The sequence below is a fragment of the Candidatus Enterovibrio altilux genome (assembly GCF_002381345.1).
Lineage (GTDB): Bacteria > Pseudomonadota > Gammaproteobacteria > Enterobacterales > Vibrionaceae > Enterovibrio > Enterovibrio altilux.
This window is the reverse complement of the sequence record NZ_CP020660.1, coordinates 1,262,643-1,277,365: the sequence shown is the minus strand read 5'-3', so window position 1 is coordinate 1,277,365 and position 14,723 is coordinate 1,262,643. Positions and strand designations below refer to the sequence as shown.

Here is a 14,723-nt window from a genome sequence, read left to right as displayed (position 1 = left end):
TAACACTTGAGTCTAATCACGAATCCCCATATTATTCATTGTAAATTTAACAATATGCTCTTTGATATCTGGCTGATTAGCTTTATAGGTATATTTAAGCTAAAAGATTCAACAATATTACTTGCTATAGTTGCATTTCTGTCTACTCTAATCTATTATATTTTTTGGACACATTTATTTACTAGCAAAAACAGCACGAAAAATAAATGACAGTCACAATAATTACTTTGCAAAAAATAGATACATTACACTAAGTTCAATCTATGAAGTACATAACTGGCAATTTTATCACTTAAGTTACTTATGGGCGGTAATTATTTCTACATCATAGTCATCTTCGTGGTAATCATCCCACTTAAATGCAATTTTCGTTTCTTTTCTTGATTGTTTAACAAGATCAGATGACATTGTATCAATTAATTCCATCAAAGCGAAGGTTAACTGCTGTGTGTTATTTTTATTGATAGCAGAGATGGTGTAGTAAGATTCATTCCAACCCAATGCCTCTAGTGTACGTTTAATTTGAATTTTAGTATCTGTTTCTGACAACAAATCCATCTTATTGAACACAATCCAACAAGGTTTATGTGCAAGTTTTTCACTGTAACATTGTACCTCTTTGATAATCGTAAGTGCATTATCTACGAGATTGGAGCCATCTACCGGCATTAGATCAATGATGTGTAACAACACACGACAACGCTCAAGATGCTTCAAAAAGTGAATACCAAGACCCACTCCTTCTGCCGCACCCTCGATTAAACCAGGGATGTCAGCAACAATAAAGCTCTTATCTTGGGCAACACGCACAACTCCTAGATTAGGAACCAAAGTTGTAAACGGGTAGTCAGCTACTTTAGGTTTCGCTGCAGATATGGCTCGAATGAAAGTTGATTTACCTGCGTTAGGTAAGCCCAGCAGCCCTACATCTGCCAGCAGAAGTAGTTCAAGACGTAAGTGACGAAATTCGCCTTTAGTTCCCGTAGACTTTTGACGTGGTGCACGGTTCACAGATGATTTAAATCTGGTATTGCCTAATCCATGCCAGCCCCCTTTTGCCACCATAATCTTCATGTCATGTTGGGTAAGGTCCGCTATTACTTCACTAGTATCTTCATCAACAGCACGTGTACCAACAGGCACTTTAAGCACCGAATCATCACCACGTTTACCAGTGCAGTTACCACCACGACCATTGTCGCCGCGAAGTGCTGTGTGGTAAGATTCAAAGCGAAAATCAACCAGCGTGTTCAGGTTTTCATCTGCTAGCAGGTATACATCACCTCCATCACCTCCATCACCTCCATCAGGACCGCCTTTTGATTCATATTTTTCACGACGAAAACTGATAATACCATTACCACCGTCTCCCGCTACAACGCGGATCACTGCTTCATCTATAAATTTCATCTTTTTCTCCAAACTCTACTTCACCAAAATATAGGTTTTGTTTCCTAATTTGAATGCAAATAGACACTCCCAATATGTTAAATTATTAAACGTTCTCTTAGTTGTAGGCATACCTAGTCCTGTTAGCTTATTAAACTTTTTTATCATGACATAAGTTTAGCTGATCTGGGTATTATAATTCCTTAGGCTTAATGCACAACCGAGCAGCTTTTAACTCACAACGTTGCCGCCTCTTAGAGGGAACATTTCTGGTAATCACACCTCGTTTTACAATGCTGATTCAAACCGTTGAACTCCTGGTAACTCACCACTAAATTACGCAGATAATTTCGTTTCTAAAAGTTGTTTTTTTTGATGGGGTGCATGGAATGGCACGTTTAATACAAACAAGTTCATAACATAGTCTTGTGTCGTAAGCTCCATCGCCTAATATTTCCTTGACTCTTCGGCGGGTCTGTTTGAGTATATTAGGTAGCACTTCACCGTTAGTCACATTTGATGAACTTAACTCATTAGTAATGATTTCATGCGCATTTATATCTACCTCTAAATATAACGCACACTAAACTTGACGTTTACCGTCAGTGCTAGGTTTTTTACTTTTTATTCTCTTTCACCGTAGACTTTGAGCCCCGTAGAATCAATGGCGAAGTGCGGAATGGTTCCTTTAATCTTCGTCTTGAATGCAATTTGAACTACTTTAGCTCGCTTATCGTGCATGAATTGTGAGGGTGTGACAATGGCAGTTGAGCAAGTTTACACACAGAATGAATTCTTAAAAGTTTTTCAATGCATTGAAAATACGCGTTTAATCATGAAAGTTATCACAATGGATAAGTCGCTAAATAAACTAGAGTTTCCCACGATTACCTTATTTAGTTTAATTTCATAACTGAATGGTTTCTTCATCAATCCAAAGTATTAGTGAACTATGATTCTTTAAAGCTTAATGATACTGCTTCCACTTAGTTATTTATTAGCTAAGCTTATTCATAAACCTGAATACTTCAGTAAACTTAGCTGTTTAAAGTGTAGATTAATCTTTAAGTGCCCTGATTTAGGAAACATTACATATTTATAGAAGTCCACAAATAGCTCCTGATTTATCTCTAAGGCCAATATTTATAAATGATTTTAAGCTAAACATTCAGTGTTAAAGTTACTTATGTGCACAACGAAAAAGTCCAGCCGTGAAGCAGGACTTTTACATTAGAACAGAGAGTTATTATTCAATATTGATACTAACGAATTTACAATTTTTAGGACCTTTCACTCCAAATTTCACTTTACCATCAGACAGAGCAAAAAGAGTGTGGTCTTTGCCACAACCAACGTTAATTCCAGCGTGGAACTTAGTGCCACGTTGACGAACAATAATATTTCCTGCAGATACATATTCACCACCGAAACGCTTAATACCAAGGCGTTTACTCTCTGAATCACGCCCGTTACGTGTAGAACCACCAGCTTTTTTATGTGCCATTTATTTTTTCTCCTATATTAAGCAGTGATACCAGTGATTTTAACTTCAGTGAACCATTGACGGTGGCCCATTTGCTTACGAGAATGCTTACGACGACGGAACTTAATAATCTTCATTTTGTCACCACGTCCATGGGTAACCACTTCTGCAGTGACTTTACCTCCGACTACGAATGGTGCACCCGTAGCAACGTTTTCACTATTAGCTACCAACAGAATTGCATCAAATTCAACAGTTGAGCCAGCCTCAGTGTCTAGCTTTTCCAAGCGTATAGTTTGACCTTCAATAACACGGTGTTGTTTACCACCGCTTTGGAAAACTGTGTACATGATATTCTCCGCATTCCTGCACAGCTTATTACGTATATAAATCGTACAGTTAAGAATGCATTTAATTTAACAATATTTTGTAAATTTTACGGCAAAACTAATCAACTAACAAGAGGGTATTCAAAGACAATCGTGAAAATTTATTCAGCTAATCTTCCTATATTTTTTTCATAATAGACTCTGTATAGAGAAATACTATTTAGTGTAATATCATCGCAAAAATAACAGCAGGATACTGCATTCAATTCTTGGAACGGACGCATTAATGGATTTTCATACCATCCAAGTACTTACTGCCGACGACATGGCAAAAGTGGATAAAAAAATACTTGCTCAACTGAGCTCTGAAGTAGCACTGATCAACCAACTTGGTTTTTATATCGTCAGTGGTCGCGGCAAACGTCTACGTCCAACATTGGCGGTACTTTCTGCAAGAGCACTCGATTATCAAGGTGAAGGCCACTGTACAGCAGCAGCTTTTATTGAATTCATTCATACCGCGACCTTACTTCATGATGATGTTATCGATAAATCAGAGTTTCGCCGTGGTAAAGCTACTGCAAATGTTATGTTTGGTAATGCTGCCAGTGTACTAGTCGGTGACTATATATACACACGCTCTTTTCAGATGATGACAGAACTTAGATGCTTAAAGATCCTTGATCTTATGAGTCTAGCAACCAATGTCATTGTAGAAGGTGAAGTGTTGCAGTTAATTAACTGTAATGACCCAGATACTACTGAAGCTAGTTACATGCAGATTATCTATTCTAAAACGGCGCGTCTGTTCGAAGCTGCAACACAAATTGGCGCTATCCTAACTAATTCACCCAATAACATTGAAAGAGCAATGCAAGATTATGGCCGTTATTTAGGTACAGCCTTCCAGTTAATCGATGATATTATGGATTATACATCTCAAGGCGATGAGATGGGTAAAAACCCGGGTGATGACCTTGCTGAAGGCAAACCAACATTACCACTTCTCCACGCAATGAGACATGGTAATGACGATCAAGTTTCCATGATTCGTGAAGTAATCAAACAAGCAAACGGACTAGATAAACTTGATCAGATGCTCGACTGCATGAAACAATTAGGATCACTCGAATACACGCAACAGCGTGCAGAAGAAGAAGCAAAGAAAGCAATACTAGCACTAGCACCAATTCCCGAATCAGACTATAAAGAAGCACTCAAAGGACTTGCCTATATTACAGTCAAACGCAAGAAATAACCTTTCCACACACGTATTCTTTTAAAGACTTTTTTCATTAAAAAAGCTGCTAACCACAAAGCTTTATTTCCTAATTCAAGCTCAGATAGTAAATGCCCTCATGATTCACTATTAAAAAATCGCTTTTGTTTTAGGCATACCTAGTCCTGTCAGCTTATGTAACGTTTTTATCATGGCGTAGATTTTACTAATTTGAGTTGTCTTACTCCTTAGACTCAATGTGCCTCTCAGTAGTTTTTTAACTCGAGCCATTGCTGTCTCTACTAGCAAACGTTTATGATTACTGGCTGTATTTCCTAAATAAGGGAACTAAATCTTTAATCAACACTCTAAACAGTTAAGCTTACTTAAATATTCAGGTCTATAAATAATCTTCGCTACAAAATAACTAACTGGGAACAGTATAATCAAGCTTTAATCAACCGTGGCTAACTAAAATTATGTATTGATGAAGAAGTCATTCAGTTCTGGAATCAAACTAAGCAGGGTAATCATGGGAGACTTCATTTATTTAGCGACTTAGCCATTACGACGGCCCTCATGGTTAAATGCGTATTTTCAATGCCAATGTAAGGTCTGCAAGAACTCCTTAATTCTGTTTCAAATTTGCTCAACTGCCATTGTCATACCCTTACTATTCATGCATTAGCAAGTTAACCAAAACGGTTAACGTCACGTTCAAGAAGAAGAATAAAAGAACCACCCCGCACTTAGCCATTTATTCTACGGCTCAAAGTCTGCGATGAAGGAGAATGGAAAGTAAAAAGCATGGTACTGATGAAAACGGCGAGTCTGGCGTAAGTTATATTTAGCGGTAGATATAAATAGGCATAAAATTATTACTGCTGAGTTAAGGCATCAAATCTGACTGATGGCGAAGTGCTACTTACTTACTCAAACAGACCCGCTGAAAATCAACGAAACATCAGCCAATGTGCTTACGACACCAAACAATGTCACGAAACTGTTCGTATTAAACGAGCTGTTCCACTCATATCACCAAGAAAAAAGCAATTTTTAAAAATGATGTATAATTGCCATAAACATTCCCTATCAAAGACGGTAATGTTTCAAGTCAAAAAACTACTGAGAGGGACATTAAGCTTAAGATAACACAATGCTCCAATTAGAGAACAAAGTCCATTCATCTGCACCGTAGACTATGAGTCCCATAAAATTAATGGCTAAGTATTGGATCATTCCTTTATTCTTCATTTTGAACGTGATATTAATCATTTTGATTCGCTTGCTGATGCATTAATAGTGGGGGCATGATAATGCCGGCTAAGCAAGCGTAACACACAGAATTAATTAATTTTTGCCGACCTCTCAAAAGCATTAAAACTCCGCGCTTAACCATGAGGACCATCCTATGGCTAAGCCGCTAAATAAACGAAGTCTCCAATGCTTATCTTGCTTAGTTTAATTCCAGAACTAAATGACTTCTTCATTAATACATAACGTTAGTAAGCCACGATTGATGAAAGCTTAATTATACTGCTCCCAGCTAATTATTTTGTAGCGAAGCTTATTCATAGACCTGAATATTTCAGTTAACCTATCTGTTTAGAGTGTCAATTGAAAATTTAGTTCCTTAATTTAGGCAATAAAGCCAGTTATTATAAATATTCCCAGCTATTTAAAACAAAACCGATCTTACGACTGGCTTTTTTATGTCTAAACATTTATAATTAGTAACACTCGAGTTTCCAATACTTAGCTAATTCTTTTCGCTCAACATTACAGTAAATTACAGGACATTAAACGTAAATATTGGGTTAAATTTTTGAATCTCTTAAAACTCTCCAAACAATGTTTGTTTGATTGTCTTGAGCTGTTTTTCTACTTTCTTCTACTTTAGAGCTAATTATTTTAGCGTTCTGCGCAAAAGACTACCTTATTTATATATTAACATTTAAGTTATCATAATCTATAATATCATTAAGTGAAGACATATTCTCAATAAATCGTAAACTTCTGTTTTTTAAAGAGGTTGAAGTAAAAACGAGTTTATTTCACGAAAAAAAATATTCTTTCGAAAAGCATCACTAAATAGCTGCATAGAAAAGCTCGTTGATACTCTCAATTTAAAGAATGAAATTAAAGAAGCTCTAAAAAGAACGCACTTTCATCAAAACCCTGCCAGTTTTATTAGAAACAATGAAAAGATCAAATTTCCAACAATTTTTCATCACATTCGATCCCAAGTAGATCAATCTCTTATTGATAATATTCTTGAAAGTGAGCGGATAGAGTTTAACCTTAAAGTCCAATCAAATCAGATTCTAACGTTCAAAAATTACTTTGATAAAGTTAAAAGCAATCCCTTGACTCAAGAACAAAGAGAAGCGTATGTTAGTGATGAAGCAAACACATTAGTGCTAGCAGGGGCTGGATTGGGCAAAACATCAGTAATGATTGCTCGTTTGGGATATCTTCTGAAATCTGGCCTTGCAAAGCCACAAGAAGTAATGGACGCTTGCTTTTAATGCCGATGCAGCTAGAGAGCTAAAAGAGAGGCTTATTGAAAAGCTGGGAGATATACTTAATATTGAGGCTTGTCATATTAGCACCTTTCACTCTATCGAGAATTTTATTTACAACAAGGTTCATGATAGACCACACTCCATCTCGAAACACTGTGGAGATGAAAAACTATATATTAAAATCATTGATGATATAATTAATGACTTACTTCTAAAAGACCCTACTTTTCAAACTCCATTTCTACATGCTTATAACTCTACCTATTATCCGGAGCCTGAAATCAATGAAATAAGGTCTAGTGATGAGTATAAAAGATATATAGAGAAACAAAATCTACGTACATTAAAAGGTTATCTCATTAAAAGCTATGGAGAACTAACCATAGCAAACTTTCTTTACCTGAAAGGAGTTGATTATGAATACGAACCAGACTACTCAAAAATAACAGGCGCTAACATTGAATTTAAATATACTCCCGACTTCTATATTAAGAGCAAACATATTTTTCTCGAACACTTTGGTATCAATAGAAACCAAAACACTCACCCCGGTGTTAATAAAGAAGCATATAATCATAACATTCAACAAAAGAGAAATATTCACGAGACCCAAGGTTCAGTGTTAATTAAAAATTTTCACTATGAAGATCAAAAAGGTAATTTAACAAGTAACTTAGAACAAAAGCTAATCGAAAATGAAGTAGTATTTGAAGATATTGATAAAAGCAAAATCTTTGATAATATCAATCTTCTAGAGAAAAGAACCGCTCTTGGTAAAGAGTTTGTAAATGCAATTTCCAAGATTAGATCCAATGACGTTGCCAGAGAAAAAGTATTGGAATTACTTCAGAGAGAATATCGTGAACATGAAGCCCTCAGTATAACCAAAACCATCTGGACAATCCTTGAAGTATACAAAACCGCACTCAGAGAAAGAGATCTATATACCTTTGATGATATGATTATTAAGGGTTTAAAGTATGTCTCTGACTTAAAATTCTCTCCTTCTTGGAAGTATATTCTAGTTGATAAGTTTCAAGATATATCTCCTAAAAGAGCTGAACTTATTCAAAACCTAAGAGATCAAGCACATGAGTCAAGTTTGTTTTGTGTTGGCGATGACTGGCAGGCAATTAACCATTTTGCGGGATCAGATTTAGCCTATACTGTTCACTTTGATTCACTTATTAGATCTTGTAGCATAATTACCCTTGATAAGACTTTTAGATTTGATAACAACCTTTGTGATCTCGCTTCAAAGTTCATTACACAAAACCCATTACAGTATAAAAAAACATTTCAACTCTCAAGGTAACAAATGAGGCATCGGTCGAAATAGTTTGTGTTAATAAAGAGAATTACAAGAATACTATTAAAAAGCTATTAACAAAGATCCCCCCAGTGGCAAGTGTATTAATCCTTGAAAGAAACAAGTTAGGGTTTTATTTATCAATGAGAGAAATCAAAGAACTCTCTTCGAACCACGCTGTGAGTAAAATGAGCATACACAACTCAAAAGGTCTTGAGGCTTATTATGTAATAATACCCGAAGTAATAAACAGTTCCCCAGGTATTCCATCACTAATACCCAGCACTAGAATAGAGAAAGCATTTTCATTAAGCGATGATGATTATCCTCATGCAGAAAAAAGAAGGTTGTTTTATGTAGTTATTACAAGGGCTAAAAAAAGATGCTTTTTCTTAACTGAGTATGACTCCCCTTCTACTTTCATTAATGAGCTCTTAACCGACAAATAATATGTCGATAAGAGCTATATTGCTCAATCTCTTTTCTATGCCACTCAATCCTGCTCTAAATCTGGGGGGGTGATTTAAACAAGAGAACTAACAAGAAAACTGGTAATATTTTTTACGCATGCTCGAGAAGCCAATATTGTGGCGAACTTTATAATGGTTGTATTTCATGTGGATGCTTATGGGTAAAAAAGAATAGTTTTCATGACTGTATTAACGAGGAATGCGATTATAGCAAAGCTAATGGAACAAATACATGTAATGTTTGCCAAAAAGATACAAACAATGCATCAACAAGGATTGCGTAAACCCATACCAGTACACTTGTCTTTTTTGTAACAAGGTTCTAAAACAAAAATCAGATGGTAGATTAAGATGCAATTATAAAAAATTCTTTGCCTCAACATATAAGTGTCAGAAATGTGGGTCACCTACAAGAAAACGAACAGGGAAATATGAAGAATTCTATAGTTGTTCAAAAAAAGAATGTAAATGAACAATTACGAAACCATAAAAGACTTCTACACCATCAACAATATTATATCTAAGTAACTCAACTGCACGAGAATATTATTGGGATTATAGATATTAATGAATATCTCGATACGATTAATTGGAATAAATCGATATCAGGACTCTAGACATAAATGAAACCTGGTTGAAGGAATTTCCGCGCCTAAGTGTTTCTGACTAACCACCCTTTCTCCGAATCATAACATCATAAAGCACGTAGCTCAGGCTTAGAGCACCTCTAAAAAACTGATACTTGATGAGCTATTCTGCCAAAAGAATTGTCTTTGGTGGAATTTATTTTTATATTCCTCCAGTAAAGCCAACTTACTTTTTTAATAACTTCATCAATGGCTTTAAGGATAACCTCGTTCATACTCTTGCCACTTGCTTCTGCAAATCGAGATATTTCAAGATGCCTATCAATTCCCATTCTAAGATTCGTTTGACCGGAAACTAATTTTTTAGGCTCTCTACCTTCTTGTTCAGAAGTAATAGTTTGAGTTAAGAAACTACTGAAAGGACAGTGATCCTAAGGTATTACCATGTTCAGATCAGCTAAATTTACGCAATGATAACATCATGTAAAAAGTTGGTAGAATTAAGTATGCCTAAAACAATTGTCTAATAGTTCATTGTGTTGAAATTTATTAACTGGACTTTAATTAGCAGCAAAACCTCATTACAACAGCTTTCACAGTTAAACTAGTATTTTTAAGCTTGCTCACCTACAATTATCATTCCCTCACTATTTATGCATTAACAAACAAGCTAAAATGACTTTGTTCCTTAAATCAGAAAACTAAATTATCACTCTGCACTGTAAGCAGCTAGGTTCACTTCAATATTCAAGCCTATGAATGAATTTCACTATAAAATAGCACTTAACATCAATGGTAGCCACAATAATCACTTGGAGGTAAAGTATATTTTTTAGGCCTACTCTAATAGATACATAGCCTGCATCTAGAGCTTTCGATTCAGCAAATAAAGAGTCACACCAATCAATACCAAACTCGGTGCAATAGCACCAAAGAAAGGTGGTAAATGGTACACTAAAGTTAATGGTCCAAATACTTCATTGGAAATATAGAAACCAAAGCCAAAAATTACACCCGACAGTACCCTCTCCCCCATAGTTACAGAACGAAGTGGTCCGAACACAAAACTTAACGCTAGTAACATCATAATACCAATAGACAGTGGCTGAAAAACTTTACGCCAAAGTGCTAATTCATAACGAGAAGCATCTTGCTTTGATGCTTTCAAATACTTCACATAGCTATACACACCGGCAAGTGAAAGTTCTTCTGATTTTACTGTTACAATAGACAATTTTTCTGGCGTCAATGTTGTATACCATACCAATTTATCCTGTTTGATTTTATTCAAGTTTATAGGATCACTAAAATGCGTAATAGTTACCTGATCTAACATCCAACTGTTTTTACTTAAAAAAGCACCACTTTTAGCAAAAACTAGTTCTTTTAATTGCTGCTTTTCATCGAATTTCCAAATATTAACTCCTATCAATGATTCCTTGTGGTTGGTGCGCGCAATATAAATGAAATCATATCCATCTTTCGCCCAGACGCCATTGCGATCTAGCATAATAGTGCCACCAGATTTAGCAAATGTGCGTAATTCACGCGCAGATTGTTGTGCTTCTGGTGCGCCCCATTGCCCTAATACTAATACCATTAACATAAGTGGCATTGCCGTTTTTAACACGGACAGACCAATATTTAGTTTCGAAAAGCCTGATGCTTGCATAACAATAAGCTCAGAACTTGATGCTAAGGTACCAAGCCCAATCAAAGCCCCTAATAATACTGCCATAGGGAAAAACATTTCGATGTCACGTGGCATACTTAAAAGAACATATTGAACTGCCGTTGTCATGGTAAAAATACCATCACCGACAGAGCGTAGTTGTTCGACAAACTTAATAATTGCGGACAACCCCACCAGCGTTGATAAACACAATGATGTCGTCGCAATAATGGTTCGCCCAATGTAAAGATCTAAAATTTTAAATATTAGGATGGCCTTCTAAACCGACACTTAAATTTTCGCAATAGCAAGCTGTCCCAGCTAATAAGCATTATAGCTACGAACACTGCCGCCATATTGATACCCCAAAGCCCAATATCAGGTATCAGTTTCCCTTCTTCGATTGCTGATTTTGCAGCACTTATTGCTAAAAAATAAGCTAGATAGATAAGTACTGCAGGAAATAGTTTTGCAAAACTACCCTGGCGTTGATTCACTGACGATAATGGCACAACAATCATAGTCATCAATGGAATACATAGTACCATCGAAATTCGCCATTGAAGTTCAGCTTGCGCTTGCGCTGATTTTTCGTTGAATAATTGTTGCGTTGGCACAGTATTCCAATCACGGTACTTCAGCCTAACTTTACGCTGTCCGATCAAGACCTGATAATTTTCGTAATTCGTTATGGTATAATCCAAACTCGTTGGAGCTCCTTCATAGCGGCTTCCAGTACTCAGATCGAGTACTTGTCTGCCGTCCGGCAATTCCGAGACATAACCTTTCTCTGCAACCACGACATTTGGGCGTATTGTTCCTCGTAGGACATGCCGCGCAATAAATACATTATGGAGATCTTTACCGTTCCCAGTAATATCACCCACATAGACAACAGCTTCGCCATCTGATGAAGACTGGATCTGGCCTTTAACTAATAATGCAAGACCATTTTCCACTTCTAGGCTTGCCATCACATTGATTTCTTTATTATTAGCCCAAGGCGCCAACCAAAGCGCATTAAATGCAGCAACCGTACCCGTAAGAAGTGCAAGATACAATGCCGCACGGATCAAAAACTTATTGCCAATCCCTGTTGCATTCATAACGATAATCTCACTTCCGGCATAAAGACGTCCAAAAGTGATTAATATTCCGATATAAAGACTTAACGGCAATATCAACATAGCCATCGATGGCATATAAAAACCAACCAACATTAACACTTCATTACCTGGAATTGAACCAGCTGTAGCATTAGCTAACACACGAATGAATTTCTGACTAAAAAAAACTAAAAATAGTATAAATAGTACCGCTAGTTGCGTTTTCACTGTCTCTCGGATCAAATACCGAACAATAATCACAAAATTTTACCTTTAGAAAACTTGTTTTTTAACTCGAATCGCTATAGCTTTTGATCAATTGATTATTTTTAACTTTCCGGCCAAGTGTTGGCCTGCTTATTTCAATTTATCTCACATATAAATTCGAGTGTAAATAAAGTGAGTATTATTCAACATTTAGCCCCACTTGTCTTGAGGATGTAGGAGTTCGCATGGAGTTCAGTGTAAAAAACGGCAGTCCAGAAAAACAGCGTAGTGCTTGTATCGTAGTCGGTGTATTTGAACCACGTCGCCTGTCGCCTGTCGCAGAACAACTCGATAAAATCAGCGACGGTTACATCAGTAGTTTACTACGTCGTGGTAATCTCGAAGGTAAATCAGGGCAAATACTACTCCTTCATCATGTTCCTAATGTTTTGTCTGAGCGTGTTCTACTGGTAGGTTGTGGAAAAGAACGTGAGCTCGGAGAGCACCAATATAAAGAAATAATAAAAAAAACCATCAGTACGTTAAATGAAACCGGATCAATGGAAGCCGTTTGCTTCCTAACAGAACTGCACGTCAGAGGAAGTGATATTTATTGGAAAGTGCGCCATGCAGTTGAAAGCACCCAAGACAGTTTATACACTTTCGATCAATTTAAAAGTATTAAACTAGAAACACGTCGTTCACTACGCAAACTAGTATTCAACGTATCAACACGTCGTGAGCTTAATCTTGGGGAATCTGCCATCGCACACGGATTAGCGGTCTCTTCTGGTGTTAATGTCTGTAAAGATCTTGGCAACATGCCACCAAACATTGCTAACCCAGCTTACCTTGCATCACAAGCCCGTCAATTAGCAAATGACTTTGATAAAGTAAGCACTAAAATCATCGGCGAACAAGAAATGAAAGAGTTAAGTATGACATCATACCTCGCTGTAGGCCAAGGTTCAAAAAACGAATCCATGATGTCGATCATTGAATATAAAGGTCACCCAAATCCAGATGCAAAGCCAATTGTATTGGTTGGCAAAGGCTTAACATTTGATACCGGTGGTATTTCATTAAAGCCGGCAGAAAATATGGCTGCGATGAAATACGACATGTGCGGTGCTGCATCGGTCTTTGGTACCATGAAGTCGTTAGCTAAGCTTAAGTTGTCAATCAACGTTATTGGTGTTCTTGCGGGTTGTGAAAATATGCCAGGTAGCAATGCATACCGACCAGGTGATATTGTGACGACGATGTCTGGTCAAACAGTAGAAGTATTGAATACGGATGCTGAAGGTCGCTTGGTATTGTGTGATGTCTTGACTTACGTTGAACGTTTCAAGCCAGAATGTGTCATTGATGTTGCCACCCTTACCGGTGCATGTATCATTGCTCTAAGCCATCATATTAGTGGCTTAATCTCTAACCATAACTCCCTTGCACACGAACTTATTAATGCATCAGAACAAGCAGGTGACCGAGCGTGGCGCCTGCCAATGACTGAAGAATACCAAGAACAACTCAAGAGTACGTTTGCTGATATGGCTAACATTGGTAGCCCCGGCGGTGGTGCTATCATCGCTGGTTGTTTTTTGTCTCGCTTTACGAAGAAATACAACTGGGCTCACCTTGATATCGCAGGTACTGCTTTCCGCGACGGCACAAACAAAGAGGCTACTGGCCGTCCTGTTCCAATGCTAGTTCAGTTCCTTTTGAACCGTTCTGGTTTAGAGACAGTAGCGTAAAAATACCACTAACACAAAAGGGCTTTGTTACCTACGAGTTCAGATAACAAGTCCTAACATGGTTAACTATTCGACTTTTGTTTTCATAATAGGCAGACCTATACCTATTTAGAGCGTAGATTAAGAGTTTAGTTCCCTTATTTAGGCAGCAAAACCGGTAGGATGAGTGAAACCGTTCGTCTAATACGAATGGTATTCGTAACATTATCGGTGTCGCAAGCACCATCACCAGATATCTCATCGATTCTTCGACAGCTCTGTTTGTGCAGGTCAAGCAGCACTTCACAATTAGTCGCATTTAATGAACTAAACTCAGCAGCAATGATTTTACGCATATTCATATCTACCGTTAAATGTAACTTGCACCAGACGCAACAGTTCTCGTTATTGCCATGTTTTTTTACTTGATATTCGCCGGTATCGTAGACTTTCAGCCCTGTAGAATCAATGACAAAATGCTAGCTGGTTCCTGCAATCTTAGTCTTAACTGTGATGTTCACCGTTTTGACTTGTTTGCTAATGCATGAATAATGAGAGCATGACAGCAGCGTTAAAATAGGCATTTAACCAAGAGACTATCGTAATGGTTCAGGCACTAAATACATGAAGTTTCCTAGGATTATCTTGCTTGGGTTGATCCTATAGCGGAATAACTTCTTCATCACTTCAAAAT

Annotated in this window: 13 protein-coding genes and 4 pseudogenes; 6 read left to right on the top strand and 11 right to left on the bottom strand. The window is 37.1% G+C overall.

Features of this window, described 5'->3' with window-relative positions; translation table 11 throughout:
• Positions 1-12 precede the first annotated feature (12 nt).
• The 5 genes and pseudogenes from BTN50_RS12305 to rplU form a co-directional block, all read right to left on the bottom strand.
• Positions 13-81: pseudogene (locus BTN50_RS12305) on the bottom strand (hypothetical protein); the annotation flags it as partial.
• Between the two features lie 216 nt (positions 82-297).
• Positions 298-1,410: an Obg family GTPase CgtA gene (gene cgtA, locus BTN50_RS05375; protein WP_096619303.1), complete on the bottom strand. Its 1,113-nt coding sequence runs from the start codon at positions 1,408-1,410 to the stop codon at positions 298-300.
• A 96-nt stretch (positions 1,411-1,506) separates the two neighbouring features.
• A pseudogene (locus BTN50_RS05370) lies at positions 1,507-2,383 on the bottom strand (IS5 family transposase); the annotation flags it as partial.
• A 252-nt stretch (positions 2,384-2,635) separates the two neighbouring features.
• Positions 2,636-2,893 carry a 50S ribosomal protein L27 gene (gene rpmA / locus BTN50_RS05365; RefSeq protein WP_096619302.1) on the bottom strand — a complete coding sequence of 86 codons (258 nt, stop codon included), beginning with the start codon at positions 2,891-2,893 and terminating at the stop codon, positions 2,636-2,638.
• Positions 2,894-2,910: 17 nt separating this feature from the next.
• A complete protein-coding gene (gene rplU, locus BTN50_RS05360) occupies positions 2,911-3,222 on the bottom strand; it encodes a 50S ribosomal protein L21 (RefSeq protein WP_096619301.1) in 312 nt (103 codons plus the stop codon).
• A 265-nt stretch (positions 3,223-3,487) separates the two neighbouring features.
• On the opposite strand from rplU, the gene ispB reads away from it, so the two are divergent.
• Positions 3,488-4,459: an octaprenyl diphosphate synthase gene (ispB, locus tag BTN50_RS05355; RefSeq protein WP_096619300.1), complete on the top strand. Its 972-nt coding sequence runs from the start codon at positions 3,488-3,490 to the stop codon at positions 4,457-4,459.
• Between the two features lie 111 nt (positions 4,460-4,570).
• Here ispB and BTN50_RS09470 read toward each other — a convergent pair.
• Positions 4,571-4,738: pseudogene (locus tag BTN50_RS09470) on the bottom strand (IS5/IS1182 family transposase); the annotation flags it as partial.
• Between the two features lie 84 nt (positions 4,739-4,822).
• On the opposite strand from BTN50_RS09470, the pseudogene BTN50_RS10440 reads away from it, so the two are divergent.
• Positions 4,823-5,569 (top strand): annotated as a pseudogene (locus BTN50_RS10440) (IS5 family transposase); the annotation flags it as partial.
• Here the strand turns inward: BTN50_RS10440 and BTN50_RS11790 are convergent.
• Positions 5,564-5,695 (bottom strand): hypothetical protein, encoded by a 132-nt coding sequence (locus tag BTN50_RS11790; RefSeq protein WP_256386965.1) that lies wholly within the window; start codon positions 5,693-5,695, stop codon positions 5,564-5,566. The pseudogene BTN50_RS10440 and the gene BTN50_RS11790 sit on opposite strands and share 6 nt — an antisense overlap.
• A 1,091-nt stretch (positions 5,696-6,786) precedes the next feature.
• Here BTN50_RS11790 and BTN50_RS11705 point away from each other — a divergent pair.
• The 3 genes from BTN50_RS11705 to BTN50_RS05335 are packed head-to-tail and all read left to right on the top strand — an operon-like array spanning position 6,787 to position 8,703.
• Positions 6,787-6,948 carry a UvrD-helicase domain-containing protein gene (locus BTN50_RS11705; RefSeq protein ID WP_161492960.1) on the top strand — a complete coding sequence of 54 codons (162 nt, stop codon included), beginning with the start codon at positions 6,787-6,789 and terminating at the stop codon, positions 6,946-6,948.
• A gap of 34 nt (positions 6,949-6,982) precedes the next feature.
• On the top strand, positions 6,983-8,260 hold the full coding sequence (locus BTN50_RS05340; RefSeq protein ID WP_096619298.1) for a UvrD-helicase domain-containing protein: 1,278 nt from the start codon (positions 6,983-6,985) through the stop codon (positions 8,258-8,260).
• Positions 8,242-8,703: a 3'-5' exonuclease gene (locus BTN50_RS05335; RefSeq protein ID WP_335582446.1), complete on the top strand. Its 462-nt coding sequence runs from the start codon at positions 8,242-8,244 to the stop codon at positions 8,701-8,703. The genes BTN50_RS05340 and BTN50_RS05335 overlap by 19 nt, the downstream gene beginning before the upstream one ends.
• Before the next feature lie 748 nt (positions 8,704-9,451).
• Here BTN50_RS05335 and BTN50_RS12300 read toward each other — a convergent pair.
• From BTN50_RS12300 to lptF, 3 genes are all read right to left on the bottom strand, one after another.
• Positions 9,452-9,706, bottom strand: coding sequence for a toxin-antitoxin system HicB family antitoxin (locus BTN50_RS12300; protein ID WP_096619296.1), 255 nt, complete (start codon positions 9,704-9,706; stop codon positions 9,452-9,454).
• A gap of 470 nt (positions 9,707-10,176) precedes the next feature.
• Positions 10,177-11,250: an LPS export ABC transporter permease LptG gene (gene lptG / locus BTN50_RS05325; RefSeq protein ID WP_096619295.1), complete on the bottom strand. Its 1,074-nt coding sequence runs from the start codon at positions 11,248-11,250 to the stop codon at positions 10,177-10,179.
• Positions 11,250-12,350, bottom strand: coding sequence for an LPS export ABC transporter permease LptF (gene lptF / locus BTN50_RS05320; RefSeq protein ID WP_096619294.1), 1,101 nt, complete (start codon positions 12,348-12,350; stop codon positions 11,250-11,252). The genes lptG and lptF overlap by 1 nt, the downstream gene beginning before the upstream one ends.
• A gap of 191 nt (positions 12,351-12,541) precedes the next feature.
• Here lptF and pepA point away from each other — a divergent pair, with 191 nt between their 5' ends.
• Positions 12,542-14,050: a leucyl aminopeptidase gene (gene pepA / locus BTN50_RS05315; RefSeq protein ID WP_096619293.1), complete on the top strand. Its 1,509-nt coding sequence runs from the start codon at positions 12,542-12,544 to the stop codon at positions 14,048-14,050.
• Positions 14,051-14,187: 137 nt separating this feature from the next.
• Here pepA and BTN50_RS09460 read toward each other — a convergent pair whose 3' ends face one another.
• The gene (locus BTN50_RS09460) at positions 14,188-14,499 is read right to left on the bottom strand and encodes a transposase (protein ID WP_118779916.1); all 312 of its coding nucleotides are present in this window, start codon (positions 14,497-14,499) and stop codon (positions 14,188-14,190) included.
• Between the last annotated feature and the right edge of the window lie 224 nt (positions 14,500-14,723).

Excerpts from the sequence above, each read along its gene's own strand:
- cgtA (WP_096619303.1), bottom strand. The coding sequence starts at position 1,410 with ATGAAATTTATAGATGAAGCAGTGATCCGCGTTGTAGCGGGAGACGGT.
- rpmA (WP_096619302.1), bottom strand. The coding sequence starts at position 2,893 with ATGGCACATAAAAAAGCTGGTGGTTCTACACGTAACGGGCGTGATTCA.
- rplU (WP_096619301.1), bottom strand. The coding sequence starts at position 3,222 with ATGTACACAGTTTTCCAAAGCGGTGGTAAACAACACCGTGTTATTGAA.
- ispB (WP_096619300.1), top strand. The coding sequence starts at position 3,488 with ATGGATTTTCATACCATCCAAGTACTTACTGCCGACGACATGGCAAAA.
- BTN50_RS11790 (WP_256386965.1), bottom strand. The coding sequence starts at position 5,695 with ATGATTAATATCACGTTCAAAATGAAGAATAAAGGAATGATCCAATAC.
- pepA (WP_096619293.1), top strand. The coding sequence starts at position 12,542 with ATGGAGTTCAGTGTAAAAAACGGCAGTCCAGAAAAACAGCGTAGTGCT.